General features: G+C 57.6%; 25 protein-coding genes and 1 tRNA gene. 14 read left to right on the forward strand and 12 right to left on the reverse strand.

All coding sequences use genetic code 11. The features are described 5' to 3' along the window. Positions 1-27: 27 nt before the first annotated feature. From BM074_RS09005 to BM074_RS09025, 5 genes are all read left to right on the forward strand, one after another. Positions 28-825, forward strand: a complete 798-nt coding sequence (locus BM074_RS09005) for a mechanosensitive ion channel family protein (RefSeq protein WP_091921175.1) — start codon at positions 28-30, stop codon at positions 823-825. Between the two features lie 120 nt (positions 826-945). Continuing rightward, on the forward strand, positions 946-1,851 hold the full coding sequence (locus tag BM074_RS09010; protein ID WP_091921177.1) for an AraC family transcriptional regulator: 906 nt from the start codon (positions 946-948) through the stop codon (positions 1,849-1,851). Between the two features lie 157 nt (positions 1,852-2,008). Then, positions 2,009-2,410 (forward strand): GlcG/HbpS family heme-binding protein, encoded by a 402-nt coding sequence (locus BM074_RS09015; protein ID WP_091921579.1) that lies wholly within the window; start codon positions 2,009-2,011, stop codon positions 2,408-2,410. A gap of 45 nt (positions 2,411-2,455) precedes the next feature. Continuing rightward, positions 2,456-3,259, forward strand: a complete 804-nt coding sequence (locus tag BM074_RS09020) for an SDR family oxidoreductase (protein ID WP_027231296.1) — start codon at positions 2,456-2,458, stop codon at positions 3,257-3,259. Positions 3,260-3,335: 76 nt separating this feature from the next. Beyond that, positions 3,336-3,830 carry a nuclear transport factor 2 family protein gene (locus BM074_RS09025; RefSeq protein WP_091921179.1) on the forward strand — a complete coding sequence of 165 codons (495 nt, stop codon included), beginning with the start codon at positions 3,336-3,338 and terminating at the stop codon, positions 3,828-3,830. A 143-nt stretch (positions 3,831-3,973) separates the two neighbouring features. On the opposite strand, the gene BM074_RS09030 is transcribed toward BM074_RS09025, so the two are convergent. The 3 genes from BM074_RS09030 to BM074_RS09040 all read right to left on the reverse strand — a co-directional run bounded on the left by BM074_RS09030 (position 3,974) and on the right by BM074_RS09040 (position 6,348). Beyond that, positions 3,974-4,771: a class I SAM-dependent methyltransferase gene (locus BM074_RS09030; RefSeq protein WP_091921180.1), complete on the reverse strand. Its 798-nt coding sequence runs from the start codon at positions 4,769-4,771 to the stop codon at positions 3,974-3,976. A gap of 255 nt (positions 4,772-5,026) precedes the next feature. Further along, positions 5,027-5,103 (reverse strand) — tRNA-Arg (locus tag BM074_RS09035). Between the two features lie 75 nt (positions 5,104-5,178). Beyond that, on the reverse strand, positions 5,179-6,348 hold the full coding sequence (locus BM074_RS09040; protein ID WP_091921182.1) for a M20 aminoacylase family protein: 1,170 nt from the start codon (positions 6,346-6,348) through the stop codon (positions 5,179-5,181). A gap of 169 nt (positions 6,349-6,517) precedes the next feature. Here BM074_RS09040 and BM074_RS09045 point away from each other — a divergent pair, with 169 nt between their 5' ends. Next, entirely contained in the window at positions 6,518-7,630 is a 1,113-nt protein-coding gene (locus BM074_RS09045; protein ID WP_091921183.1) for a D-alanyl-D-alanine carboxypeptidase family protein, read from the forward strand. Continuing rightward, positions 7,630-8,790: a CobW family GTP-binding protein gene (locus BM074_RS09050; RefSeq protein WP_091921185.1), complete on the forward strand. Its 1,161-nt coding sequence runs from the start codon at positions 7,630-7,632 to the stop codon at positions 8,788-8,790. Before BM074_RS09045 ends, BM074_RS09050 begins: the two co-directional genes overlap by 1 nt. Here BM074_RS09050 and BM074_RS23270 read toward each other — a convergent pair. From BM074_RS23270 to BM074_RS09065, 4 genes are all read right to left on the reverse strand, one after another. Continuing rightward, complete coding sequence (locus BM074_RS23270; RefSeq protein WP_244532782.1) at positions 8,783-8,965, reverse strand: sulfurtransferase TusA family protein; 183 nt, start codon at positions 8,963-8,965, stop codon at positions 8,783-8,785. The genes BM074_RS09050 and BM074_RS23270 overlap by 8 nt on opposite strands. A gap of 55 nt (positions 8,966-9,020) precedes the next feature. After that, positions 9,021-10,280 carry a L,D-transpeptidase family protein gene (locus BM074_RS23275; protein ID WP_027231302.1) on the reverse strand — a complete coding sequence of 420 codons (1,260 nt, stop codon included), beginning with the start codon at positions 10,278-10,280 and terminating at the stop codon, positions 9,021-9,023. A 291-nt stretch (positions 10,281-10,571) separates the two neighbouring features. Further along, positions 10,572-10,847 (reverse strand): HU family DNA-binding protein, encoded by a 276-nt coding sequence (locus BM074_RS09060; protein WP_027231303.1) that lies wholly within the window; start codon positions 10,845-10,847, stop codon positions 10,572-10,574. Between the two features lie 204 nt (positions 10,848-11,051). Then, positions 11,052-11,993, reverse strand: a complete 942-nt coding sequence (locus BM074_RS09065; protein WP_091921188.1) for a LysR family transcriptional regulator — start codon at positions 11,991-11,993, stop codon at positions 11,052-11,054. Between the two features lie 165 nt (positions 11,994-12,158). Between BM074_RS09065 and BM074_RS09070 the strand changes: the two genes are divergently transcribed. Then, positions 12,159-13,112 (forward strand): ring-cleaving dioxygenase, encoded by a 954-nt coding sequence (locus tag BM074_RS09070; protein WP_091921581.1) that lies wholly within the window; start codon positions 12,159-12,161, stop codon positions 13,110-13,112. Between the two features lie 19 nt (positions 13,113-13,131). On the opposite strand, the gene BM074_RS09075 is transcribed toward BM074_RS09070, so the two are convergent. The 3 genes from BM074_RS09075 to BM074_RS09085 form a co-directional block, all read right to left on the reverse strand. Then, complete coding sequence (locus BM074_RS09075; protein WP_091921189.1) at positions 13,132-14,697, reverse strand: VOC family protein; 1,566 nt, start codon at positions 14,695-14,697, stop codon at positions 13,132-13,134. 206 nt (positions 14,698-14,903) lie between these two features. Next, positions 14,904-15,053: a DUF1127 domain-containing protein gene (locus tag BM074_RS09080; protein ID WP_081815820.1), complete on the reverse strand. Its 150-nt coding sequence runs from the start codon at positions 15,051-15,053 to the stop codon at positions 14,904-14,906. A gap of 148 nt (positions 15,054-15,201) precedes the next feature. Further along, entirely contained in the window at positions 15,202-15,675 is a 474-nt protein-coding gene (locus BM074_RS09085; RefSeq protein WP_091921583.1) for a low affinity iron permease family protein, read from the reverse strand. A gap of 222 nt (positions 15,676-15,897) precedes the next feature. On the opposite strand from BM074_RS09085, the gene BM074_RS09090 reads away from it, so the two are divergent. Continuing rightward, positions 15,898-16,296 carry a hypothetical protein gene (locus BM074_RS09090; RefSeq protein ID WP_139217641.1) on the forward strand — a complete coding sequence of 133 codons (399 nt, stop codon included), beginning with the start codon at positions 15,898-15,900 and terminating at the stop codon, positions 16,294-16,296. 82 nt (positions 16,297-16,378) lie between these two features. Here the strand turns inward: BM074_RS09090 and BM074_RS09095 are convergent, their stop codons facing one another. After that, positions 16,379-17,272 (reverse strand): LysR family transcriptional regulator, encoded by an 894-nt coding sequence (locus BM074_RS09095; RefSeq protein WP_091921193.1) that lies wholly within the window; start codon positions 17,270-17,272, stop codon positions 16,379-16,381. 115 nt (positions 17,273-17,387) lie between these two features. Here BM074_RS09095 and BM074_RS09100 point away from each other — a divergent pair, with 115 nt between their 5' ends. The 3 genes from BM074_RS09100 to BM074_RS09110 all read left to right on the forward strand — a co-directional run bounded on the left by BM074_RS09100 (position 17,388) and on the right by BM074_RS09110 (position 20,018). Next, positions 17,388-17,801 carry a (R)-mandelonitrile lyase gene (locus tag BM074_RS09100; protein WP_027231309.1) on the forward strand — a complete coding sequence of 138 codons (414 nt, stop codon included), beginning with the start codon at positions 17,388-17,390 and terminating at the stop codon, positions 17,799-17,801. A 51-nt stretch (positions 17,802-17,852) separates the two neighbouring features. Further along, entirely contained in the window at positions 17,853-18,833 is a 981-nt protein-coding gene (locus tag BM074_RS09105; RefSeq protein ID WP_091921194.1) for an aldo/keto reductase, read from the forward strand. 168 nt (positions 18,834-19,001) lie between these two features. Next, positions 19,002-20,018, forward strand: a complete 1,017-nt coding sequence (locus BM074_RS09110; RefSeq protein WP_091921196.1) for a zinc-dependent alcohol dehydrogenase family protein — start codon at positions 19,002-19,004, stop codon at positions 20,016-20,018. 167 nt (positions 20,019-20,185) lie between these two features. On the opposite strand, the gene BM074_RS09115 is transcribed toward BM074_RS09110, so the two are convergent. Next, entirely contained in the window at positions 20,186-21,190 is a 1,005-nt protein-coding gene (locus BM074_RS09115; protein WP_091921198.1) for a class I SAM-dependent methyltransferase, read from the reverse strand. Positions 21,191-21,411: 221 nt separating this feature from the next. On the opposite strand from BM074_RS09115, the gene BM074_RS09120 reads away from it, so the two are divergent. Both BM074_RS09120 and BM074_RS09125 read left to right on the forward strand, forming a co-directional pair. Then, entirely contained in the window at positions 21,412-22,140 is a 729-nt protein-coding gene (locus tag BM074_RS09120) for a class I SAM-dependent methyltransferase (protein ID WP_091921200.1), read from the forward strand. A 110-nt stretch (positions 22,141-22,250) separates the two neighbouring features. Next, complete coding sequence (locus tag BM074_RS09125; protein ID WP_091921201.1) at positions 22,251-23,555, forward strand: glycosyltransferase WbsX family protein; 1,305 nt, start codon at positions 22,251-22,253, stop codon at positions 23,553-23,555.

A 23,555-nucleotide genomic window follows, 5' to 3' on the forward strand; every position in this document is an offset into this window, starting at 1 on the left:
CTTCCCACCGAAACGGAGAACTGTCTGATGGAACTTGATCCTCAAAGCGCCTATTCCGCCATACAAACCGGGATAAGACAGGCGAGTGCGCTGGTCGTCACCTATTCGTTTTCGGTGATCGGCGCGATCTTGCTCATGGTCATAGGGTTTCTTGTGGCTGGCCTCGTGGAGCGCTGGCTCTTTGCCGGTCTCGGCCGCGTTGGCGGCTTCGACCTTACCTTGCGTCGCTTCCTTTCAAAGATCGCGCGCTATTTCGTGCTCGGGCTCGTGGTTGTCATGGTGCTGGGCCAGTTCGGTATCCAGACAGCATCGGTCATTGCCGCCATTGGCGCGGTAGGTCTCGCTATCGGTCTGGCGCTCCAGGGAACACTGCAGAATATAGCCGCCGGTATTATGCTCTTGGCGCTGCGGCCGCTGCGGATCGGTGAATATGTCGAAGTCGGCAGCGTCTCCGGCACTGTTGAGGAGATAGGGCTCTTTGCGACGCGATTGCGTGCCGCTGATGGGATCTACATTCTGGCTCCGAATTCGACGCTCTGGACGCTGCCGGTCAAGAATTATACGCGCAACGGCGTGCGCCGGAACGATATCACCATCACGATTCCCAATTCGGATGACATCGAGGCAATGCAGAAATCGCTGATGAAGCTCGCCGAGCGCGATGCGCGCGTGAAAAAGGAGCCGACTCCTGCCGCATTCGTCGCGGACCTGGGCGATAGCAGCGTGTCGATAACCTTGCGCTACTGGACCTCTGTCGGTGATTTTGCCGCGACCCAGGCCGAAATGAACAAAAACGTCCGCAATACCCTGAACCAAATGGCTTGACCATATCAGTGCTCGCCAAAGCGCCGCTGGACGGCCGCTTCCAGTGGTGCCCAACGGACGGGTGGATCTGGCGCCTCGGCTAATCTAGTATTGATCCGGAACATCGCGCGGGGGCTAGGGATGGCGCGCAGGGGGATAGCCAGTCCGGACAGGTTTCAAGGCGTCGAGCGGCCTTCGTCGCTCGAGATGAGTCATATCACGCTGCAGGACGCAACCTTCGGCAGGCTCAAATGGCGGCACGATGACAACGGCATTCCCGTCCAGCTGGAGCAGGCGGACGGCTACATGATTTGCTATCAAAGGAACCATCTTCCGGCGCGGCCACGTTGGATAGATGGGAAGCCGGTAACGTCCGTGTCATTGGATCCAGGCGAATTTCTGCTCCTCGACCTTAGAAGACGCTACACAGCGGTCGAGGCCGGAGACGTCGACTGCGTCTCGATGTTCGCGCCCCATGCCTCGATTACCGACTTTCATCAGGAGAACGATCTGACGCCCTTCTCGACGCTCCGGGATAGAGACGTGTTTGGTTATTCAGATATCATCGTGCGAAACTTGATGGAATGTTTCGTACCCGCATTCGAACGGCCTGAAACTGCCTCGCGCCTCTTCCTTGACCAACTTACCTTAACGCTGCTGTCCCATCTGACGATGTTTTACGGGGAACAGACAACCGAGTTCCGCGCGGTCAAAGGAGGATTGGCTCCGCGGCAAGAGCGGAGGGTGAAGGACCTTCTTCTCGCGAACCTGAAAGGCGATATCGGGCTTGACGTTCTCGCCAAGGAAACCGGCCTTTCCCGCGCTCACCTCGCTCGATCCTTCAAGATCAGCACGGGTCGTTCGCCGATGATGTGGCTGCAGAACCAGCGCCTGGAGAAGGCGGTGACGTTGCTTCTTGGAACGAGCCTTACTATCCAGGCGATCGCCGACGATTGCGGCTTTGCTGACCACAGTCACCTCACCAAGGTTTTCCTCAAGCGCTTCAAGGCCTCCCCGGGCGAATGGCGCCGCAAGCACAAGTTGTGAGCGGACCGAATAGCCGACGGCCGTGCCCATTCAAGCATATGTGATTTCGGCCGCCCTCAAATCAGCACTCCAGTACACAAAACAGCACGCACGTACCTCGCAGGACGAGCGATGCTGAATATTATTCCTCCCGCAGTTGGCGTTGAGGGGAATGGCCATGCAGATCTCGGTTCATCAGGCGCGTTCGATCATTGCGGCCGGGGAAGCCCGTGCCCAGACGATCGGGATAGCGGTCAATATTGCGGTGCTTGACGATGGCGCCCACCTCAAAGCTTTCAGCCGCATGGATGGAGCATTGCTCGGGTCCATAGATATCGCTCTGGGCAAGGCCAAGACGGCCGCTCTCTTCCAGATGGCAACGGAGACCGTTGGTGAGTTCTGCAAGCCGGGAGGCGGATCGCCCGGGCTTGAGCAGACCAATGGCGTTCTCGTGGTATTTGGCGGCGGCCTGCCTCTGACGGCGCCCGACGGAACTTTCCTCGGGGCGGTAGGCGTATCGGGAGGGGCCGTAGCACAGGACATGGACGTCGCCCAGGCGGCCGTTTCAGGCCTCGACTGACGCTCTCAAAACTCACATCAACTAGGCCAACAAGAGGAGAATGGAATGTCCAGGACGATCCTTATCACCGGTGCTGGGTCGGGCTTCGGTAAAGCTGCTGCGATCGGGATGGCTAAAAACGGTCATAACATCATCGCCACAGCACACGTATCTTCGCAAGTCACGCCGTTGCGCGAAGAAGCGGCTGCGCTCGGCCTCAACAACCTCCGTGTTGAACGTCTGGATCTCGACGATCCGTACGACATCAAACAGGCCATTGGATGGGAATTCGATGTGTTGTGGAACAATGCCGGCATGGGCGAGGCGGGTCCGGTCTGGGAAATCCCGATCGACCTGGTTCGCCGTAATTTCGAGGTCAATGTCATCTTGCCCCTTCAGCTTACGCAGGGCGTTGTCCAGAAATGGGTGAGGCAGGGCAAGAAAGGCAAGGTGGTCTTCACATCGTCAATGGGCGGGCTTTTTACCCCGGCCAACTGGGGCACGTATGTTTCGACCAAGCATGCGCTGGAATCGATCGCTGAAGCGTTGCAGCAGGAACTCAGTGCCTATGGGATCAAGATTCAGACGATCAACCCCGGCGCTTACTACACCGGTTATAATGAAACCATGGCCGATAATCCGTTCCGTTGGCTGGACGATTCCACAAATTTCACCAAGCGCGCCGACCTGCGCAAGGGGTTCGACGACTTCTTCGCAACGCCCGAGGGTAAAATGGACCCGCAGGAGATGATCGATCGCATGATCGAGGTCGTGCCCGCCGACACCGGCAAATTCCGCAATGTGGTGCCGAAAGCGATCGAAAATATGTTGAAGGAACACCAACTGGCGGCCTGGGAAAACCAAATCTAAGCGGTCCGGTACGGACGTTCGTTGGCCGATTGCCTAGGACGGCCGGTACTGATCATTTTCGGTGGAGGAGATAGCCATGGCAGGATTTGGCACATTGTTAGCAGTATCGGTCTCAGGCTTCGCCGTGGCCGCGCTGGCTCCATTGGCGCACGCACGGGCAGACACGGCAGATGCGAACAAGGCGATCATCCAGCGTACGTTCGATGCGTGGGCCGCAGGAACAGGCGGCCCATACGATTTGCTGGCCGATGATGCGACGTGGACCATTACCGGCAATTCCCTTGCTTCCAAGACCTATCCGAGCCGCGAAGCCTTCATGAGTGAAGTGATCCGGCCATTTAACGCACGCATGAGCGCCAGCCTGAAGCCGTCAATTCGCAATATCTATGCAGAAGGCGACACCGTCGTCGTTTTCTTCGATGCGAGTGGCACTGCACGCGACGGCAAGCCCTATGCAAATACCTATGCCTGGTTCCTCGATCTGAAAGACGGCAAGATCGGCAAGGCGCATGCTTTCTTTGACAGCATCGCCTTCAACGATTTCTGGACAAGGGTCGAGCCAGTTCCTTGAGCCTCCTCGCGATCGATGTCACCATGATTGCCGAGAGCTTAGATGCAGCAATTCGTTATGCGTGAATTATCCGACTTTGAAAACTACGTGATGCATAGAGGCGCTGATGGATCATCAGTCCCAGGATGATCCATCATACCAGTTTAACGCTTGCGAACGATATAAATGGCTTGTTCTAGAATCTTAGGATCGTCAACGTACTTTTCAATCGTAAATTTAGTTCCGAACTTTCGTTCAAACCAAGCAGTTGGGATGGCTGCCCACCCGTAGAAATCGCCGGTTAAAACGCCACCACCGCCACCGCCGTTAACGTCAGAGTACGCATGATCTCCTCGCTCGTACGAGGCTACCGCCTTCTCCGGGTCAGCTCCCATGTATCCACCGATGCTACGCTCGAGATCATTCGCGTCCTCCTTAGCGGCGCAAGCCCGCACGAGATGAAGAAATCTGAGCGATTGAGTAGTGAACACCAGTACGCCGTCTGGTTTCAATGCCCGATGGATTTCATTGAGCCAAAGTTCTGCGGCGTATTCGGCGAGATGGGAAAAGACCGAGTACGAGTACACGATATCGATGGAGTTCGAGCCCAGCGGCAACGGTCCCGATTTCTCTAGAAGGATAGGCGTGCCCTGAACGCGGCAGTTTTTGCACCACTCCAACGCGGCGGGGTCAACATCGGCGAGGTAAAGTTGGTTCGCAGGAACAACGTCTTGGAAAAAACGAGCGATTCGCCCCCATCCCGCGCCAAAGTCCACAACAGTCGTGTCTTTGCTGGGGCGTTTAAATTTAGCGATGAGGGAGAGGAACGGCACGACTTCTTCAAGCGCAGACCGTCCGCTCCGTCCTACGAAACGTTCTTGAACTTCGTTCGGAGGGAACGTGGGAAGCTCCGGTGTTTCTTGATCTGCACTGGCTAAAATACGTTCTATATTTGGTGACATGATCCCCCCTCAATGCCAAGTCTACTGGGGGCATAATAGCGATAGTCACAAATAGTCAATCCGTTCTGACACAATTCGTCTTTGTCCACTCGTGGAAAACCTCTGTCACAAATTCTGGCTTTTTGTGGTACACAACTTTGCATCAACTGGGGATCGTCACGGTGCAGCAGCCTACCAGATTGGAATTTCTGGACGCTATGCGCGGGTTGCGGCACGATGCGACGAGGCAAACATATTAACTCGGGCATCGGTAATTGGTGATCCCGACTGGATTCGAACCAGTGGCCTACAGATTAGGAATCTGTCGCTCTATCCTACTGAGCTACGGGACCATGACCTGAGACATACTGTTTTTCGCCGCGCGCGCCAAGCCTGAAGATGCGAGGAAATTGCGTTGCCGAGCCGCCTCAGGGCGAGGCGGGGAGGGCGCTTTCCGCGAGCGTTACCCAATAGCTGATTCCGTGTGGAATTGCGGCGTCGTTGAAGTCATAGGCCGGATTGTGCAGCGATGCGCTGTCGCCATTGCCGATGAAGATGAAGGCGCCGGGGCGAGCTTCCAGCATGTAGGAAAAGTCCTCGCCGGCCATCATCGGCGCAACGTCTTCGTTGACCGCGTGATTGCCGGCGACCAGACGGGCGGTTTGCGCGGCAAAGCTTGTCTCGCGGTCATGATTGAACGTCACCGGATAGTTGCGGGCATAGTGAACGCTGGCGCTTGCTCCAAGCGCGCCGGCAACGCCTTCGGCGACCTCGGTAAGGCGTTTTTCGGCAAAATCGCGCATTTCGGCGCGCAGCGTGCGGACCGTGCCGGCAAGCTCCGCGCGCTGGGGAATGATGTTGTGCGCATCACCCGCATGAAACTTCGTCACTGACAGCACAACGGAATCGAGCGGGTCAGTGCCGCGCGAGACGATGGTCTGCAAGGCGTTGACGAGCTGCGCGCCAATGACCACCGGATCGATGGTCCGGTGCGGCTGCGCCGCGTGCCCGCCCCGGCCTTCGATTGTGATGTTGAACTCGTCCGTCGCGGCCATGATCGGCCCCTTGCGGATGGCGAACTCGCCCACGGCGAGCCCCGGAATATTGTGCATGCCATAGACTTCCGAAATGCTGAAGCGCTCCATCATGCCTTCCTTGACCATTTCGCGCCCGCCACCACCGCCTTCCTCCGCCGGCTGGAAAATGACTGCGACCGTGCCCTTGAAATTGCGTGTTTCTGCAAGATATTGCGCAGCGCCGAGCAGCATCGCGGTGTGGCCGTCATGGCCGCAGGCATGCATCTTGCCAATGTTTTGCGAGGCCCATGGCTTGCCGGTGATCTCGGTGAGCGGCAGCGCGTCCATGTCCGAGCGCAGGCCGATCGTGGGTCCGTTGCCATGACGCCCCTTGATGATGCCGACGACGCCGGTGCGGCCGATGCCGGTTTCCACCGTGTCGCAGCCGAATTCTTGCAGTTTCGCGGCGACGAAGGCGGCAGTCTCGTGCACGTCGAACATCAGTTCCGGCTTCTCGTGCAGCTTGCGACGCCATGCGGAAACCTCGTCCTGCATCTCGATGGCACGGTTGAGCAAGGGCATTCGTTAGCGACTCCAAATTCGCGTCTGACATTTTCGTGCACAGCATAAAGGCGCTTTGCCTTTTGCCTGCCACATAAGATAGATAAGGCCATTGCCGCCCGGCGTGAAGCGCGGCTTAATGCCTTATGCCCTCCCGGTTGCTTTTAAAAGGACAGGTCGGATCTCAGGAATGCGCAAAACTGTAGTTTCTTTTCTATCGGGTTGTTTGCTTGCGGCCATGGCCGGTACCACAGCGTTTGCCGGCGCCAACATTACCGTGGACGCCAATACCGGTGAAATCCTGTCGCAGGAGGATGCGTTCCAGCGCTGGTATCCGGCTTCGCTTACCAAGCTGATGACGACCTATGTGGCATTCCGCATGATCGAATCCGGGCAGGTGACGCTCGACACGCCAATCCGCATCTCGGCAAATGCCGTCAAGGAACCGCCAAGCCGATCCGGCTACAAGGCGGGTACGGAAATGACGTTGGACAATGCGCTGAAGATCATGCTGGTGCGCTCGACCAATGATGTGGCCATGGCCATCGGCGAGACACTCGGCGGTTCGGAAGAGAAGTTTGCCGCGCTGATGAATGAAGAGGCAAAGCGCCTTGGCATGTACGGCACGCACTTCGTCAATCCGAACGGCCTGCATTCGGACGATCACTACTCGACGGCCCGCGATCTCGCGGTCCTGACGCTGCATTTGCGCCGCGAATATCCGCAATATGCCCATTATTTCGATATCGAGGCGATCGACTACGGCGCCAAGAAATCACAGGCCAACTACAATGCGCTGATCGGGCGCTTCCAGGGTGCCGACGGCATGAAGACGGGTTTCGTATGCCCCTCCGGCTATAATCTCATCGGTTCGGCGACACGCAACGGTCGGACGATTGTCACGGTGGTTCTTGGCGAAATGACCATCACCTCGAGGGTCACCAAGGCGGCCGATCTTCTCGGCAAGGCATTCGAAGGCAAGGGTAGCGGCCAGACGCTCGATACGCTGGCGCCCTATGGCGGACCCACGCGCGATGTCGCGGTGAACATGCGCCCGACCGTCTGCTCGAAACAAGCAAATGCCTCCGACAGCTGGGACGGCAAGGATGCCGAGGGCCACCTGGTTCAGGGCTCGGTCTACCTCGCGCGGCTCGACCATGAGCCGAAGTCGGAACCGATCGTCGTCCTGCCGCCCAAGGTTAACTCCGAAGGCATGCCGCTGAGCAGCATACCCGTGCCGACGCCGCGGCCAGATCGGCCGTCGATGACGGACGCCAACAATGTGCTGAAGGCCGTCAATTGATGGCCAGCAATGCGCCCATCCCGGTTTCAGTGCTGACTGGCTTTCTCGGCTCCGGCAAGACGACACTGCTCAACCGGCTCCTCAAGGATCCGGCATTGGCCGATACGGCTGTGATCATCAATGAGTTCGGCGATGTCGGCATCGATCACCTCCTCGTAGATAGCGCCAGCGACGGCGTCATCGAGCTTGCCGATGGTTGCCTTTGCTGCACCGTGCGCGGTGAACTGGTCGATACGCTTGCGGGCCTGATCGACCGTTTGCAGACCGGGCGGCTGGAGCGCCTGCGGCGGGTCATCATCGAGACGACGGGCCTGGCCGATCCTGCGCCCGTTCTCCACACCATCATGGGCCACCCGGTCCTGCTGCAGGCCTTTCGTGTCGACGGCGTGATCACGACGGTAGACGCGGTCAACGGCATGGCGACGCTCGACGCCCATGAGGAGGCGGTCAAGCAGGCCGCCGTCGCCGACAGGATCGTCATCACCAAGACGGACCTGCCCGAAGCAGCAGCAGGTCTCGCGGCGTTGCGCACGCGCCTCGCGGCCCTCAATCCCGGTGCTGAAATGATCGATGTCGGCGATGAGCGCACGGGCTATGCGGCGCTGTTTGAATGCGGCATCTATAATGCCGAGACAAAGACGGTGGACGTGCAGCGCTGGCTCAAAGCCGAGGCCTACAGGGACCGCGAAGGCGAGCGCCATGGCCTCGACGGTGATCATCACCACCATCATCATAGCCATGAGGACGGTCACGATCATCACCACCATGACGTCAATCGCCATGATGCCTCGATCCGTTCTTTTTCCCTGAGGCACGACCGTCCGGTGCCGCTGTCGAGCTTCGACATGTTCCTCGATCTGTTGCGCTCCGCCCATGGCGAGAAGCTGCTGCGCGTCAAGGGCATCGTGCAGCTTGCTGATGATCCGGATCGTCCGCTGGTGATCCATGGCGTGCAACAGATCTTCCATCCACCGGCGCGGCTTGCTGCCTGGCCCGATGGCGCGCGCGAGACCCGTCTGGTGATGATCGTGAAGGACTTGCCCGAAAGCTATGTCCGGCAGCTTTTCAGCGCGTTCCTGAACCAGCCGCAAATCGATACGCCGGATAGTGCGGCGCTCATCGACAATCCGCTCGCAATCTCAGGCATGAAGTTCAGATAGGGCCGCCACGCTCGATATGGAAGCGGTGGCCTCCGACGATGCTGATTGTTTCGATCAGCTGATGGCCCTCGGTCTGGCAGAAGTTCGGCATGTCGATCACGGCGAGCGGATCGCTGGTTTCAACCCACAGGCGGCTCCCTGCGGGCATGTCGAGGAGCTTTCGGCGCGTCTTCATCACCGGCAGGGGACAGTTCAGACCGCGCAGGTCATAGATTTCGTCAGGCACGTCCCTAGTTACCGATAATTTTCCACCAGGCCTTCTTGGCAGGTGCTGCCGCAGGCTGTTCGACAGGCGCGGCTGCCGGGGCGGTATCAATTGCGCCGGTGGTCTGCGGGGTGGCCTGCGCCGAGACGGCAGGTGCTGGCGCATTGGAGGCGACCGACATCGAGGCGGAGGGCAGTTGAACCTTCGACATGCGCGTGCGCTTGGCGGCCTCGCGCTCTTCCTTGGCCTTGTCGGCAGCGACGGCGGATGCGAGGCGTACCATGACCTGCGGCTTCGAAGCCTTGTCCTTGTCCTGCGGCGAGAGCGACGGCGGGTCCATCGTAACGCGTTCCCCGCGGGCGCGACGAGAACTCCAGTCAGCGATGATCTTTGCTTCAGCGATGCCCTGGATCGAGCGTGCAGGCGGCTGAACCCGGCCCTTGCTTACCATCGACGAAAACGCCGAATCGTAGGTGCTCTGGTAGGACTGATAGGCCATCTTCAGCGAATCGGGCTGATCGGACGGCGGGCAGGCGCTCGTTGCGGCGATAGGAGCGTTCGGATCGCTGGTGTGATTGAAGACATATTTCTTCTCACAGACGTCGACCTTAGGCGGCACCTTGGTGATTTCGAAATGGTCGTAGCCTTCCTTCAGGTTTTTCCAGAAGGCATAGTTCGGATCATCCTTGTAGCGCGCCATATTGGCTGCGGTCATCCGGAAGGGGAAGGCCTCGAGCTGGATCGAGTCCTGGCCGCCCTTGAAGGCGTCGCGGGCAAAGGCATAAATCTGGGCAACCTGTGCGTCGGTCATCGAATAGCAACCCGACGACGAGCACGAGCCATGCACCATCAGATTCGCGCCTGTGCGTCCAAGGGAGCGATCGAGCGCGTTGGGGAAGCCGGTGTTGAAGGAGAGATAGTAGCTCGATTTCGGGTTCATCTGCGCCGGCCGCACCGCATAGAAGCCTTCAGGCGCCTGACGATCGCCTTCGATGAATTTCGGCCCGAGCTTTCCGGACCATTTGCAGATCTGGTAGCTGGTGACCATGTCGTAGCGGCCATTATCCTTGCGCTTCCAGACCTCAAGGACATTCTCTTCCTTGAAAATGCGGAACATGACAGGCGCCGTCAGGCTGATGCCTTTCGACTTCATGCTCTCGATCATTTTCGCAGGCAGCTGCGTCGACGCGCCGTTCGGGACAATGTCCTCGACGGACGATCCCTGGCACGCCGCAAGAAATGCGGTGAGCGCGAGGGGCACAAGGATTCGTGTCGATAGTTTCATCGCAAGCTGTTTCAGTTTGTTGTCAGTGTCATTGCCTGGACCCAAATCACGCGGATCCTTACCCACAGCACATGCATGCATCGGTTATGGTTGATAAAGCCTTACCGCAACTATGCAAATTGCTCAATCATGCAATCGTGATCTGCGACCAAGACAGGGCGGATTTATGGCAAACGCTTGGCGGTTGGCAAGGAGAGCGCATCTATGGTGAACGAAACGTTACTCAAGGCTGCCACAAATGAAAAAGGCGGCACAACCGCGCCGCCCTTTTGAAGTCGATCGTGAACGGGATTAGCCGTTCAGCGCGTCCTTCAATGCCTTTGCAGGCTGGAACGCGACTTTCTTCGAAGCTGCGATTTTGATCGTAGCGCCAGTTGCAGGGTTACGGCCTTCGCGAGCAGCGCGCGACTGAACCTTGAACTTGCCGAAGCCCGGCAGCGATACTTCATCGCCAGCTACGACGGAATCGGTGATACCCTTAAGAACGCTGTCAACAATCGCCTTGGACTGAACTTTTGTAAGACCCTGATCAGCAACCAGCTTCTCTACAAGATCGGAGGTATTCATGTTGGCGGTTTCCTCAGTAAATTCGTTGATCGGAGGGGTCTGTATGGCATGCGATTCCCGCCCTGTCATCAGCAATAGCGCCCAAAATGCTGGTTTATACCCAGTGTTTACAGGGTTTTTTGCGAAACCGGCTACGAAAGGCGGGCAAGGCCGCCAAGGCGGCGGAAAAACCCCGAGAGGTGATTCGCGCAAGCCGAGACCAATTCAGGCGGGCTCCTGGCGTAGAACATCGCTCATCTGCCATATAGGCGGATCACCGATATGGCGCACCAGATGATCGACGAAAGCGCGGACCTTCGCCGAGACATGACGCGTCGGCGGGTAGACGGCATGGATCCTGTAAGGGAGGGGCTTTGCCTGTGGCAGCACCGGAATGAGCGTGCCGGCACGCAGCGCTTCGGCCGCAATGAACATCGGCAGCAGGACGAGACCAAGCCCGGCAATCGCCATATCGCGCATCGCCTCACCATTATTCGCAACGATACGCCCATGCATGGCCACGGAAATCGGATCTGATGGTTGGCCGGGGTTTTCGAATTGCCAGAGCTGGCTGGTATTTACATTGGAATAGTCGATGCAGGCGAAATTGCCGAGATCGTCCAGGGATTTCGGCAACCCGTTGGCTGCCGCAAAATCCGGACTGCAGCAGATGACGCGCGAATCGGTGCAGAGCTTGCGGGCAATAAGGCTCGAATCCTTCAAGATGCCGATGCGAATGCCGACGTCAAAACCACCGCGACCGAGATCGACCATGCGATCGTCGAATTCCACCGCCACTTCAAGTTCGGGGTACTGGCGGGCGAAATCGGCGATCATGCGCCCGAGATAGAGCGTGCCGAAGGTCATGGGCGCCGCGATGCGCAGCGTCCCCCGGATGGCGCTGTGCCGCTCACCGACCCGATCGGCTGCATCGATCAGTTCTCGCACCAGCGGCCGCACACGCTCGACAAAATCCAGGGCACTTCCGGATGCGACAAGCTTGCGCGGCGAGCGCTGGAACAACTCGATGCCAAGAGCCCCTTCAAGTTCGGTGATACGTTTGCTGACGACGGATTTCGACAGGTTGAGGCGAGCGGCGGTCGCAGTGATGCTGCCCGTTTCCATTACGTCGAGAAAGGTGAGAAGATCGTCGAAACGCCATTTCATGGTTGCAATTTATCGGACAGTCGGCTGCGAGGGAAGCCGATTTGATTGCTTTTGTTCGATACAGGCGAACATGGGTTGCGCAGATTGGCTCTTTATCAGGTGAGGGCAACGACAGATATTCAGCCCAACGGCAAACGGGCCGCAATTATCATCCAGGAGGCTTCAATGACCTTGCAACTTACAGGCATTCATCACCTGACTGCCATTACCGCAAATGCACCTGAAAACCTGCGCTTCTATACGCAGACGCTCGGCCTTCGCCTCGTCAAGAAGACCGTCAACCAGGACGACACCAGCGCTTACCACCTGTTCTACGCCGACGGCGAGGCAACGCCTGGCTCCGATCTCACATTCTTCGATTGGCCTGTCGGGCCGGAACGGCGCGGCACGCACAGCATCGCACGCACCGGCTTGCGTGTCGGCAGCAAGGAAAGCCTTTCCTGGTGGAAGGAGCGTTTTGACAAACTCGGCGTCAAGGCCGGCGAGATCGCTGTCGTCGGCGGCTATGATTCACTCGATTTCGAGGATGGCGAAGGCCAACGTTTCCGCCTTGTCAATGATGGCGGCGCCACTCCGTCGCATCCATGGGAGAAGAGCCCGGTTCCGGCCGAACACCAGATACGCGGCCTCGGGCCGATTACGCTGAGCGTGCCTGACATCACCAATACCGAGGCGATTCTCTTGCATGTGATGAACATGCGCAAGGTTAGCGACTATGCATCGCCGGACGGCGTAGGGCATGTCCACGTCTTTGCCATGGGCGAGGGCGGTCCTGCCGCCGAACTCCATGTCGCCGTGCAGCCGGATCTTGCCGTCGCCCGGCAGGGTGCGGGCGCGGTTCACCATGTCGCGTTCCGCGTTCCCGACGTGGCAGCGCTGCATGAATGGACCGAACGGCTGAAGGGCTTCCGCATGCCGTCAAGCGGCGAGGTCGAACGCTATTACTTCCGCTCGCTCTACTTCCGCGAGCCCAACGGTATCCTGTTCGAGATCGCTACGGACACGCCGGGCTTTGCAGTGGACGAACCGATGGAAACGCTCGGCGAGAGCCTGTCCTTGCCGCCCTTCCTCGAACCGAAACGCGCATCGATCGAAGCGGGCCTCAAGCCTCTCGTATAAACTTCAAAAACGGGGCAGATCAGTTCTGCCCCGTTTCCGTTTCCACCAGCCATTGGCGGATCACCTCGATGTCATGATCGCCGGTTTCATGCCCGGCCGGCACGCTCAATGAAGTCACATCGGCCCCGGCCTGCCGAAGTTCCGCCTCCAGTGCCGGCGCATGGGCGCCGAAGAGATCATGGTCGCCGGTGACGAACAGGATGCGCGCATCCGAAAGGTCGGATTGCGGGGTTTCATCGAGCACTTTCGTTGCCCGCAGGAGTATTGCGTTGCGCACGAGATGGGGACGCAGCTGCATCATCGCCGCAAGCAGATTTCCACCATTCGAGTAGCCGAGGAAGACCGTGGTTGTTAGGTCCAGCCCATAGGCTTCGACCGCGCCCTCGATAAAGGCAGCAAAGGCATCTGCCTCGAAGCCTATGTCCTTCTGGTCGAATGTGAGCGGCGCAAACCGCCGGAACCAACGCGCGCTACCTTCTTCGGTGCTGCGGCCGCGTACGCCCATCAGCGTTGCACGGGGTGCCGCCAATGCTGCGAGCGGCATAAGGCTCGCCTCATTGCCGCCCGTTCCGTGTAGGAGCACAAGAGTGGGGCCGCCGGCTTCTTCTGGCGTGTAGACGCGGTGCACAAAGGGTAGCTCGCGATAGATGAACCGCCACTCGTTCGGCATGCTGAACTGCGGCAGCATCACTTTGAGGTTCTGCGCCTCTTTCGCAAAATACGGCGGAATGAAAAGTGTCGAGCCGAGCTCGTCCTTCGGCTCGTCGATCAACATGCCCGGGCCGTCGGTCGCGAGTTCCAACAGCGAGCCGCCCGGCTCGCGCACATAGATCGAAGAGAAATATTTGCGGTCGTGCATGGCCGTCGCATCGGCGCCGCTTGCAACGAGACGATCGAATATGCGCGTCACTTCGGGAATGCCTGGGGAACGAAAGGCAATATGGTCGATCGTGCCGGTGCCGGGGGCCGAACTCCAGAAACCGGAAGCATCGCGGACATCGACGCAGTCGCCACTATCTGCCACCATGCGCGTGATCGTTTCGCTTTCACCCGTCGCCGCGTAGCCGAAATAATCTTCCAGAAAGGCGCGGGTGGCTTGCGGCTCCTCGGTGAGGATGGTCGCGCCGCGGATTCGGCGTATCGCGTCAGGCGCGGGTATCCCGTCGATAGCCCAGGCATCGCCCGCAGCGACAGCATCGGTGCCGACGAGCTTGACGATAACGCCATCGGGATCCTTGAGCCGCAGCACGGGTTCACCAAACTCCTGCGCCGGACCCGAGGTCGGTATGTTGAACTGGAGGGCCCGGGTCAGCCAGAAGCCGATGCTTTCCGGTGCAATGGCAAGCGCGATTTCGCTGGGCTGACCATAGCCGACGCGGCCGGGCGAGCCGTCTTCCCAGACGAGGAAGGTGATAAGCGAGCCGGGCGTTCCGGTCGCATCGCCATACAGCAGATGCAACTGGGTCGCGTCTTCGAACCCGCCGGTCTGTTTGACCAGCCGCAGCCCAAGGAAGCCGACATAAAAGTCGACATTTGCCTGAACCTTGCGGGTAATCAGCGTGATGTGGTGAATTCCGCCCGTCATGTTCGCCTCCTCATGGTCGGCAGAGCGTTACAGGGAAACCGTCGAGCGAACAATCTGGGGATGGAGATGCTGAGGCACAAAAAACAACACCCACCGCGGGAGGAGCGGTGGGTGCTATTTGTAAAGACCGGCTGGGAGGAGGAGTGCCGGTCTTTATACGTCCGAAGCTTGGGAGGAGGAGTGCTCCGGACGCAAGTCGTAATCTATTAGCGAGCCGAAGCTGCGCGCTTGGCAACGAAGGCGATATCGCCGCGGGAGATGCCAAGGTCGTTCAGTTCGCGGGCAGAAAGGCGGCTCAGTTCCGTGACGGTGTCACGATAGCGGCGCCAGTTATTGTAAGAGCGGATCAAGTTCATTTCACTCACCTATGTAACTTCTTGTTTGTTGGATCATTTTCCGATCGTTGACGGTGATATAGGCAAGGCGGTGAGGAACTTGGAGTGACAGTTTTGCATAGCTGCAATGCAACAAATCATAGGTTGCATTGCACAATAAAAAGGAACGTCAGCGCGCCGCTGCGGCAGACCGGGAGGTACGGGCGCGACCAGTTGCGGGCTTGGCTGCGGTCTTGCCTTGCGAGCGCTTTTGGGCCTGGGTTTTCTTGAGTTCCTCGAGCTCCTTGTCGGCCTTTTTGGCTGCAGCTTCGCATTGGCGTCGGAATTTTTCGACTTCGTCTTCGGTCAAGTGCTCGATGCCGATAAAGGCATTTTTCGCCTCGGTGACCCGGACGAGTTCGTCAAGCTTCGCCTGAATGGCGATGCCGTCCCGGTTTTGGGTGTTCTGAATGAGGAACACCATCAAGAAGGTTATTATCGTCGTACCTGTATTGATAATGAGCTGCCACGTATCGGAAAAGCCGAATATAGGGCCGCTGATCCCCCAGACGACCACCACGACGCAGCAAAGAATGAATGTTACCGGCTTGCCGGCGGCAAACGCGACCTTATTCGCGATGGTGTTGAATAACTTCCCGAACATGGCCGTGCCTCCGTTGCGAGCCGGCATCGAGCGCCGGCTATCCATAACAGCGGCTGGTAAAATTTGTTCCACGGGTCTGGGGCAGCGAGGCGGCTCATTGCCGATGCGCCGCAACGCAAGGCAATCTTTTAGTGTATTTTGCCGATGGCAGGGCCCGGGCAGCACTTTTCCATTAACGGAAAGCTGCTAGCATGGCTGCATTCTCGCTTGAATGAGTCGAACATGAAGATACGATTGTTCATTCTTGCATTCTCAGCCTGTGTTGCTTGCGCCGGCAGCGGACTGGCCGACAGCCAATCCTACCTGGTCAAATTTCGCCTTGGCATGCGCTCGACGACCATGTCGGGCGATATACGGGGGCCTGAAACCACCACCTATATTATCGAGGCCAAGCCCGGCCAGGAAATGTCGATCGCATTCAGGTCCGACAATGAGAGCTGCACGTTCAACGTCTACGATCCCGAAAGCGATGGTGCGGTGGTCGAAGCCAGGGCTATCGGCGACGGATACATAGGCAAGTTGCCGCCGTCGGGCCAGTATCAGGTCAAGGTCGTCTTCATGAGCGAGGCACAGCCTGTCGCAGCGTGCCGCTACAGCATCACTTTCGACATTTCAGGGTAAACGCGCTCCTCCTCGCATACGCCGTTGACCTGGAGGCAAGTCGGCGCACGTTCCGGGGAGTTGCCACTCCGATACCTCTTTATCAAGGCTTGAACCTGAGGGCGTCCAGAAGCAGCTGGAAAGCCGGCGATGATTGCCTGCGCGAGGGGTAGTAGAGATGGTAGCCCGTGAACGGCGCGCACCACTGGGGCAGTACGCGCTGCAGCCGTCCCTCGGCGATATGGGTGGCCGCCATGTCTTCTGGAATGAAGGCTAGTCCGTGCCCGGCCAGGGCAGCCGTCAATATCGGCAGGCTGCTGTTAAATGCAAGCTGCCCGTCCACCCGGACATTCAGCGGCTCCCCGTCGCGCTCGAACTCCCAGGCGTAAAAGCCGCCATATGTCGCCAGTCTCAGGTTGATGCAACGGTGCCGGGTGAGGTCGTGCGGTGATTTAGGCACGCCATGCTCCCGGAAATAATCGGGCACCGCCACCACCGCCATGCGCCAGTCGGGGCCGATTCGGACTGCTATCATATCGGCGGCTACTTCCTGCCCCAGCCGGACACCGGCGTCGTACCGCCCCGCCACGATGTCGGTATAGCCGTTGTCGATATCGACTTCGACCTTGATGTCGGGGTAGTGGCGCAGAAAGCGGTCGAGCTTCGGCCACAGGACGGAGCGGACGGCATGCTCGCCCGCATTGATGCGCAGCGTGCCCGTCGGCCTGTCGCGCGTGGCCATCAGCGTTTCGACCGCACGGTCGATATCATCGAAGTGATGGCCTATTTCATGCAGCAAACGCTCGCCCGCGTCGGTAAGGGCCACGCTTCTCGTGGTCCGGGCCAGCAGGCGCACATCAAGCACTGTCTCGAGACGGCGAATGGTGTGGCTGAGGGCCGACGGCGACAGGCCGAGTTGCGCCGCCGCCCGCGTAAAGCTGCCTTCGCGCGCAATTGCCCTGAACGCGATAAGGTCGTTGAAATCAGGCTTCTGCATTACTGAATCTCATTCATAAGGACATGCAGATAATATCATCTAGTTGAAAAATACTGTGAGGTCTATTTTGGCTGTGAAGCGTTGGGATCACCTTCCCCGGCGCAAGGAGTCAATCATGGAAATCATCCGCGCCGGAACGCAGCCCTCTGCCAAAGGACCAAGCGACTGGTTCACGGGCACGGTGCGCGTGGACCCGCTCTTCGCTGTCGCAGACCCCTCAAGGGCTGCAGCCAATGCCGTAACGTTCGAGCCCGGCGCCCGCACCGCGTGGCACACCCATCCACTCGGCCAGATGCTGATCGTCACCGCCGGATACGGGCGTGTCCAGCGCGAAGGCGGGCCGATCGAAGACATCCGCCCTGGCGATGTCGTGCGCTTCGCCCCCGGCGAAAAGCACTGGCACGGCGCGGCCCCCGATACTGCGATGACCCACATCGCTGTTCAGGAATCTCTGGATGGCAAGGCCGTCGACTGGCTGCAACACGTTACCGACGAGGAATACGGCGCGGGCAAGGGCGCGCCGCAATGAGCAAGGTCATTGTGTTCAGTGGCTCAGACAACAAGCAAGAAGGATAGAAACATGCAAAAGCGGATTTTGGGAAAAAGCGGCCTTGAGGTTTCGGCGATCGGTCTTGGCTGCATGGGCATCAGCCAGTCATACGGTGCGCCGCTGGCGTTGCCTGAAGCCGTTACGCTGATCCGCGGAGCCTTTGAGCGCGGCATCACCTTCTTCGACACGGCTGAAGTCTACGGCCCCTACAAAAACGAAGACGTTGTAGGGGAAGCGTTGGTCCCCATCCGCGATCAGGTCGTCCTCGCTACGAAGTTCGGTTTCGACATTGCTTGGGGCGGTGCGATGAACAGCCAGCCCCAGCACATTCGCGCGGCCGTCGAAGGATCGCTCAAGCGCCTGAGAACCGACCGCATTGACCTACTCTATCAGCACCGCGTCGATCCCAATGTGCCCATGGAGGACGTCGCCGGAACGGTCAAGGAACTAATCGCGGAAGGCAAGGTTCTTCATTTTGGTCTGTCGGAAGCGGGTGTCAAAAACATCCGCCGCGCGCATGCCGTTCTGCCGGTTGCGGCGCTGCAGAGCGAGTATTCACTGTGGTGGCGTGAGCCCGAGGATCAGATACTTCCGGTTCTGGAAGAGCTGGGCATTGGCTTTGTGCCGTTCAGCCCCCTCGGCAAGGGCTTCCTGACCGGCACTGTTGCCAAGGACACGACATTCGGGAAAGACGATTTCCGCAGCACGGTGCCGCGTTTTGCACCTGACAATCTTGCGGCAAATCACGCCTTTGCCGAGGCGTTTGCCAAAATCGCCCGCGAAAAGAAGGTGACGCCAGCCCAGCTCGCGCTTGCCTGGGTGCTTTCGCAAGCGCCCTGGATCGTGCCCATTCCAGGCACGACAAAGCTGACCCGTGTTGAGGAGAATCTCGGCGCTGCCGCTATTAAGCTTTCCCCCGCCGAGCTTGCTGCCATCGATGACGCGCTTTCCGGTATCGCGATCACCGGCGAACGCTATTCACCCCAGAACCAGGCGCGGATAGATCGATGACGCACGCGCCACGCAAGCAATTTAAAGGCGGGGTGTGTCGATGGCCCCCCGCCGTGAAAGTCCGCGGGCCAGCCGTGTTTAGGCAAGTCACCTGCTTTAGAGGCTTTCGCCTGACATTCGCATGGTGATGGAGTACCCTCAGAACAAGAGTAGACGAAAGGACGTGTCATGTTTGGAACGATGCTCTACGGTCCGGGCGACGTTCGCTTCGAGGAACGGCCCGAGCCCAAAATCGAAAAGCCCACCGACGCCGTCATCAAGTTGTCGGCCAGCTGCGTCTGCGGTTCGGACCTGTGGCCCTATCGCGGTGCCAACGAGGTGACGGCGCCGCTGGCGATGGGCCATGAATACTGCGGCGTGGTGGTAGAGGTCGGTAGCGATGTGAAGACCGTCAGGCCTGGCCAGTTTGTCGTCGGCTCGTTCGTAATCTCCGACAATACCTGCCCGCACTGCCGGTTCGGCTTTCAGTCATCCTGCGAGCAGCGCGAGTTCATGACTGGCGCGCAGTCGCCCTATGCCCGCGTCCCGCTTGCCGATGGCACACTCGTCGCCACCGAGACGCAGCCGGACGAAGACCTGATCCCAAGCCTGCTCGCGGTTTCGGATGTACTCGGAACCGGCTGGTACGCCGCGGATGCGGCGCGCGTGCAGCAGGAATCGACGGTGGTGGTCGTCGGCGACGGTGCTGTCGGATTGATGGGCGTGCTGGCTGCAAAGCAGATGGAAGCCGGTCGCATCATCATCATGAGCCGCCACAAGACGCGCCAGGACCTCGCCCTCGAATATGGCGCGACCGACATTGTATCGGAGCGCGGCGAGGAAGGTATTGCGCGGATCAAGCAACTAACCAAAAAGGTTGGCGCCGACTCCGTCCTTGAATGCGTCGGCACGCAGGAGTCGATGACCCAGGCGCTGCAGGTCGCGCGTCCCGGCTCGATGATCGGCTATGTCGGTGTGCCGCACGGCGTGCAGTTTGATGGTCAGTCGCTGTTCTTCGCGCAGGTCGGGATGCTCGGAGGCCCGGCCCCGGTCCGCCGCTTCCTGCCGCACCTGATGGACCTCGTGCTTACCCGCAAGATCAATCCCGGCAAGGTGTTTGACTTGACGCTTCCCCTTGCCGATGTCGCGGAAGGCTACAAGGCCATGGACGAACGCCGGGCAATCAAGACGATGCTCCGCGTCTGACCTTGCCATCGTTATCTTCGAGGCTCGCCGGCCCTGTTGTAATCAGAAGCTGGTGGCTCGCGCGTTTCAAGGAAGGCTTGTACGGCCTTTCCAGGTTCGCGTGCGATACCCGCGTCACCGAGCTCGGCGGCAAGAGTCTTTGTTGCCTTATCGATGAGAGTGCTTCACTAACCGCGACCGATCAGGCGTCCGATAAATCTAAGAGGCGCCGTCAGTTTCCAAGACGTTGAATTCCGTAATTCTCGTAGTTCGCCGTCTTGCCTTGCTGTGTCGAATTGTAATTTTGCTATCGTTTGCTCAAGCGCGGCGGCGTTTGAAACGAGGCCTTTCACTGCTTCGTTACGTTCACCGAGCGCCTTCCCAAGCGCATCGTTTTCTGAGGTTATCCGGCTGAGTTCGTCTTGCTGGGTGGCATCTCTGGCCTCCAAGCTGATCGTTGAACCTAGTCGAGCGTACGCCGATCGAATGGCGACAACTGTTTCGTGTGAATTTGAAGCTTCGAACAGAGGAGCAACGGCTTTCGGTATTTTGGGTCCCACGGCGAGGACCCCCAAGCCGTAGCCATGCTGAAACTCGAACGATGGGTACAAGTCGCGTACTTCCTCCCATAATTTGAAAACGCCGAAACCGCGATATCGAACCTCAGTGTCATGAAAAAGGACGATTGCCCGCTCGGACAATTTAGGGAGCCAGGATTCAAAGTCGCTCTTAACGTCGTCGTAGAAGTGACGGCCATCGATATGTAACAGGTCTACAGAACTATCAGCAAATTGGTCTCGTGCTTCCTCAAATGTCATTCGGATCAGGTTAGAAAAACCGGAGTAGTGCTCGTTATAGGATTTGACCGTATCAAAAACGTCATCCTCATAAAGACCAGAGTGTTCATCTCCTGTCCAAGTATCAATTGCAGAGCACTTTGTCTCGAGGGCCAATTTTTTAATCGCTTGGCAAAAGGCGAAATAAGAAAAGCCACCGTGCGTTCCCAGTTCCACAAATGTGCGAGGTTCGTGGGATTCCACGAGCCAAAACGCAAATGGCGCATGTTCTTTCCACGCAGATTCGCGGACGAGATGGTCGACGGGCCAAAATGAAGCGGGGCTGACACAGTCGAGTGCTCCACGATATTTGTCGACTACCGATATTTGACGCTCTTTCCTAAGCTCAACACTCATTCATGCAAGTCCCGTCTCTAGGGCTGGTTGAAAACGATCCCACAGATAGACGCTTGCAGGGAGGCATGTGCCGCAGATTACCGTCTCCGCTCTTTCTAATTGCAACACCTAAATTTTCCCCTAGTTTGCCTGTCGGAATCGCCAACGTCTATGATAACTTAAAGTTGTATTCAACGTGCATTGTAGTCGAAGCCGAAATCTAATGCGCTTTTGGAGGGGACATGCTTGTCGAACGGGTTTTATCGAGACCGGAACAATTATTCGAGAAGATCGACCAGGCGACGGGAATTGGGCTGGAGATTGGCGCATTGGACAATCCATGTGCGCTGCGTTCTGTGGGAAAAGTGTATTACGCTGACTATTGCTCGACAGATAATCTGAGGCGAAACCATCAACATACCCCAACAGTGAACGTACAAAACATTGTTGATGTTGATTTTATAACCGATGGAGGACCACTTGCGCGCGTCGTGCCAAACAACCTCAGATTTGATTACGTGATTGCATCGCATGTCATCGAGCACGTGCCCGATATTATTTCTTGGCTGTGTGACGTTGGGGATGTGTTGAGGCAGGGAGGTGTGCTGTCACTCATCATTCCAAACAAGGAGAAGACCTTCGACAGCAGGCGGTCCGTTTCAGAAGAAAAGGACTTCTACGGTGCGTTTATCCAGAAACAGACCAGGCCATCACCAACACAAGTTTTTGATAGTTTTCGGTGGCACGAGCGTGAGGGAAAGCTTGTACATACGCTAGACTACGCAATTGATAAGGCGATGCAATCCGTCAACGATTACGTTGATTGTCATTGTTGGGTTTTTACGCCCCAGACATTTTTTCACGAGATCGGGATGATGGCCCACACCGGTCGGATACCCTTTAAACTGGATGTCGTAACTCTAACCCCGCGAGATGAAATCGATATGTTCGCAAGGTTGATACGGGTTTGAATTTCGACGGCCTGGCGCTAAATCAGGGGTCGCGGGAGATTATGGTTTGACAGACGTGGCAGGATTCTTCACTAAGGGTTGGCCATTTCTAATCAGAAGACTAGTGATTTATGATTAAACCTATTGCCTTTTATCTGCCGCAGTTTCATCCCGTCAAAGAAAACTCAGAATGGTGGGGCGCCGGATTCACGGAATGGACCAACGTCGCAAAAGCGCGGGCCAACTTTGAAGACCATTATCAGCCTCAAATTCCAAAAGATCTCGGATTCTATGATCTGCGTATGCCGGAGACGATGCAGGCTCAGGCTGCTCTAGCCAGGCAGAACGGCATCTATGGTTTCTGTTTTTATTATTACTGGTTCTCAGGGCGAAGAATTCTCGAAACGCCAATAGACGTCTTCGTGGACAACAAGATTGATATGCCGTTTTGTTTTTGCTGGGCCAACGAAAATTGGACGAAGCGCTGGGATGGTGGAAACAATGAAGTTCTGCTCGCCAATGAGCATAGCGTCGAGAATGACAATCGCTTCATTGACGATGTGATCCCCTATATGCGTGATGAGCGGTACATCCGTTATGACGGCCTACCCATGATCGTAATCTATCGACCTGACATTTTGGTCGATTCAAAAACGACTTTTGACCATTGGCGAAAGCGTGCCAAGGAAGCTGGCTTGCCTGGCCTTTTTATCGCGTCCGTTGCGTTCTATGACATTTTCGACCCGGCTGACTGGGGCTGCGATGCTTTGGTGGAATTCCCACCGCATCAATATCTGAAAAACGCGTTTGCTTCCCAACTTCCAAGGATCACCAACCCGGAGTTTCGCGGCAATATCATGGACTACCGGGCCGTGATGTCTGAATCGATTGATCGCACCCACGATGATTTTCTATTCTTTCATGGGTCAATGCCATCCTGGGACAATACGGCGCGTCGTCAGAATGATCCCTTCACGTTCATTAATTCCTCGCCGGAGCTTTTCGAGTTCTGGCTGCGTCAACAGAGCGTAAAAACGCTGAAAGACGACCGAAACAAGGAAAAATTTGTTTTCATCAACGCGTGGAATGAATGGGCGGAGGGTTGTCATTTGGAGCCATGCCTGAAATATGGCCATCAGCATTTGGAAGCTGTTCGTCGAGCAGTCGACGCTGATCGATACCTTGCCGCCACCCCCTCACACGATTCGACGATGGGTGCACTGGCTTCAATCGACTCCTACGACATCAAGGACTTCAAGTATCTGTCGGGGCTGGAATATCGATACAAGGAAGCATTGAGCGAGATACAGGCACTACGGACCGGACACAATGTGCCCTTCGCTACGTTAATGGCAAATCGATTGCGGAAGCGTAACATTTTATATCGCATCGCACGCGCAGGCTATCGTTTAGGGCGAAGCGTTAGAGGGCTCTAA

The organism is Phyllobacterium sp. CL33Tsu (genome assembly GCF_900113985.1).
Taxonomy (GTDB): Bacteria; Pseudomonadota; Alphaproteobacteria; order Rhizobiales; family Rhizobiaceae; genus Phyllobacterium; species Phyllobacterium pellucidum.

Coding starts and splice junctions, on each gene's coding strand:
- BM074_RS09005 (WP_091921175.1), top strand. CDS start 28: ATGGAACTTGATCCTCAAAGCGCCTATTCCGCCATACAAACCGGGATA.
- BM074_RS09010 (WP_091921177.1), top strand. CDS start 946: ATGGCGCGCAGGGGGATAGCCAGTCCGGACAGGTTTCAAGGCGTCGAG.
- BM074_RS09015 (WP_091921579.1), top strand. CDS start 2,009: ATGCAGATCTCGGTTCATCAGGCGCGTTCGATCATTGCGGCCGGGGAA.
- BM074_RS09020 (WP_027231296.1), top strand. CDS start 2,456: ATGTCCAGGACGATCCTTATCACCGGTGCTGGGTCGGGCTTCGGTAAA.
- BM074_RS09025 (WP_091921179.1), top strand. CDS start 3,336: ATGGCAGGATTTGGCACATTGTTAGCAGTATCGGTCTCAGGCTTCGCC.
- BM074_RS09030 (WP_091921180.1), bottom strand. CDS start 4,771: ATGTCACCAAATATAGAACGTATTTTAGCCAGTGCAGATCAAGAAACA.
- BM074_RS09040 (WP_091921182.1), bottom strand. CDS start 6,348: ATGCCCTTGCTCAACCGTGCCATCGAGATGCAGGACGAGGTTTCCGCA.
- BM074_RS09045 (WP_091921183.1), top strand. CDS start 6,518: ATGCGCAAAACTGTAGTTTCTTTTCTATCGGGTTGTTTGCTTGCGGCC.
- BM074_RS09050 (WP_091921185.1), top strand. CDS start 7,630: ATGGCCAGCAATGCGCCCATCCCGGTTTCAGTGCTGACTGGCTTTCTC.
- BM074_RS23270 (WP_244532782.1), bottom strand. CDS start 8,965: ATGAAGACGCGCCGAAAGCTCCTCGACATGCCCGCAGGGAGCCGCCTG.
- BM074_RS23275 (WP_027231302.1), bottom strand. CDS start 10,280: ATGAAACTATCGACACGAATCCTTGTGCCCCTCGCGCTCACCGCATTT.
- BM074_RS09060 (WP_027231303.1), bottom strand. CDS start 10,847: ATGAATACCTCCGATCTTGTAGAGAAGCTGGTTGCTGATCAGGGTCTT.
- BM074_RS09065 (WP_091921188.1), bottom strand. CDS start 11,993: ATGAAATGGCGTTTCGACGATCTTCTCACCTTTCTCGACGTAATGGAA.
- BM074_RS09070 (WP_091921581.1), top strand. CDS start 12,159: ATGACCTTGCAACTTACAGGCATTCATCACCTGACTGCCATTACCGCA.
- BM074_RS09075 (WP_091921189.1), bottom strand. CDS start 14,697: ATGACGGGCGGAATTCACCACATCACGCTGATTACCCGCAAGGTTCAG.
- BM074_RS09080 (WP_081815820.1), bottom strand. CDS start 15,053: ATGAACTTGATCCGCTCTTACAATAACTGGCGCCGCTATCGTGACACC.
- BM074_RS09085 (WP_091921583.1), bottom strand. CDS start 15,675: ATGTTCGGGAAGTTATTCAACACCATCGCGAATAAGGTCGCGTTTGCC.
- BM074_RS09090 (WP_139217641.1), top strand. CDS start 15,898: ATGAAGATACGATTGTTCATTCTTGCATTCTCAGCCTGTGTTGCTTGC.
- BM074_RS09095 (WP_091921193.1), bottom strand. CDS start 17,272: ATGCAGAAGCCTGATTTCAACGACCTTATCGCGTTCAGGGCAATTGCG.
- BM074_RS09100 (WP_027231309.1), top strand. CDS start 17,388: ATGGAAATCATCCGCGCCGGAACGCAGCCCTCTGCCAAAGGACCAAGC.
- BM074_RS09105 (WP_091921194.1), top strand. CDS start 17,853: ATGCAAAAGCGGATTTTGGGAAAAAGCGGCCTTGAGGTTTCGGCGATC.
- BM074_RS09110 (WP_091921196.1), top strand. CDS start 19,002: ATGTTTGGAACGATGCTCTACGGTCCGGGCGACGTTCGCTTCGAGGAA.
- BM074_RS09115 (WP_091921198.1), bottom strand. CDS start 21,190: ATGAGTGTTGAGCTTAGGAAAGAGCGTCAAATATCGGTAGTCGACAAA.
- BM074_RS09120 (WP_091921200.1), top strand. CDS start 21,412: ATGCTTGTCGAACGGGTTTTATCGAGACCGGAACAATTATTCGAGAAG.
- BM074_RS09125 (WP_091921201.1), top strand. CDS start 22,251: ATGATTAAACCTATTGCCTTTTATCTGCCGCAGTTTCATCCCGTCAAA.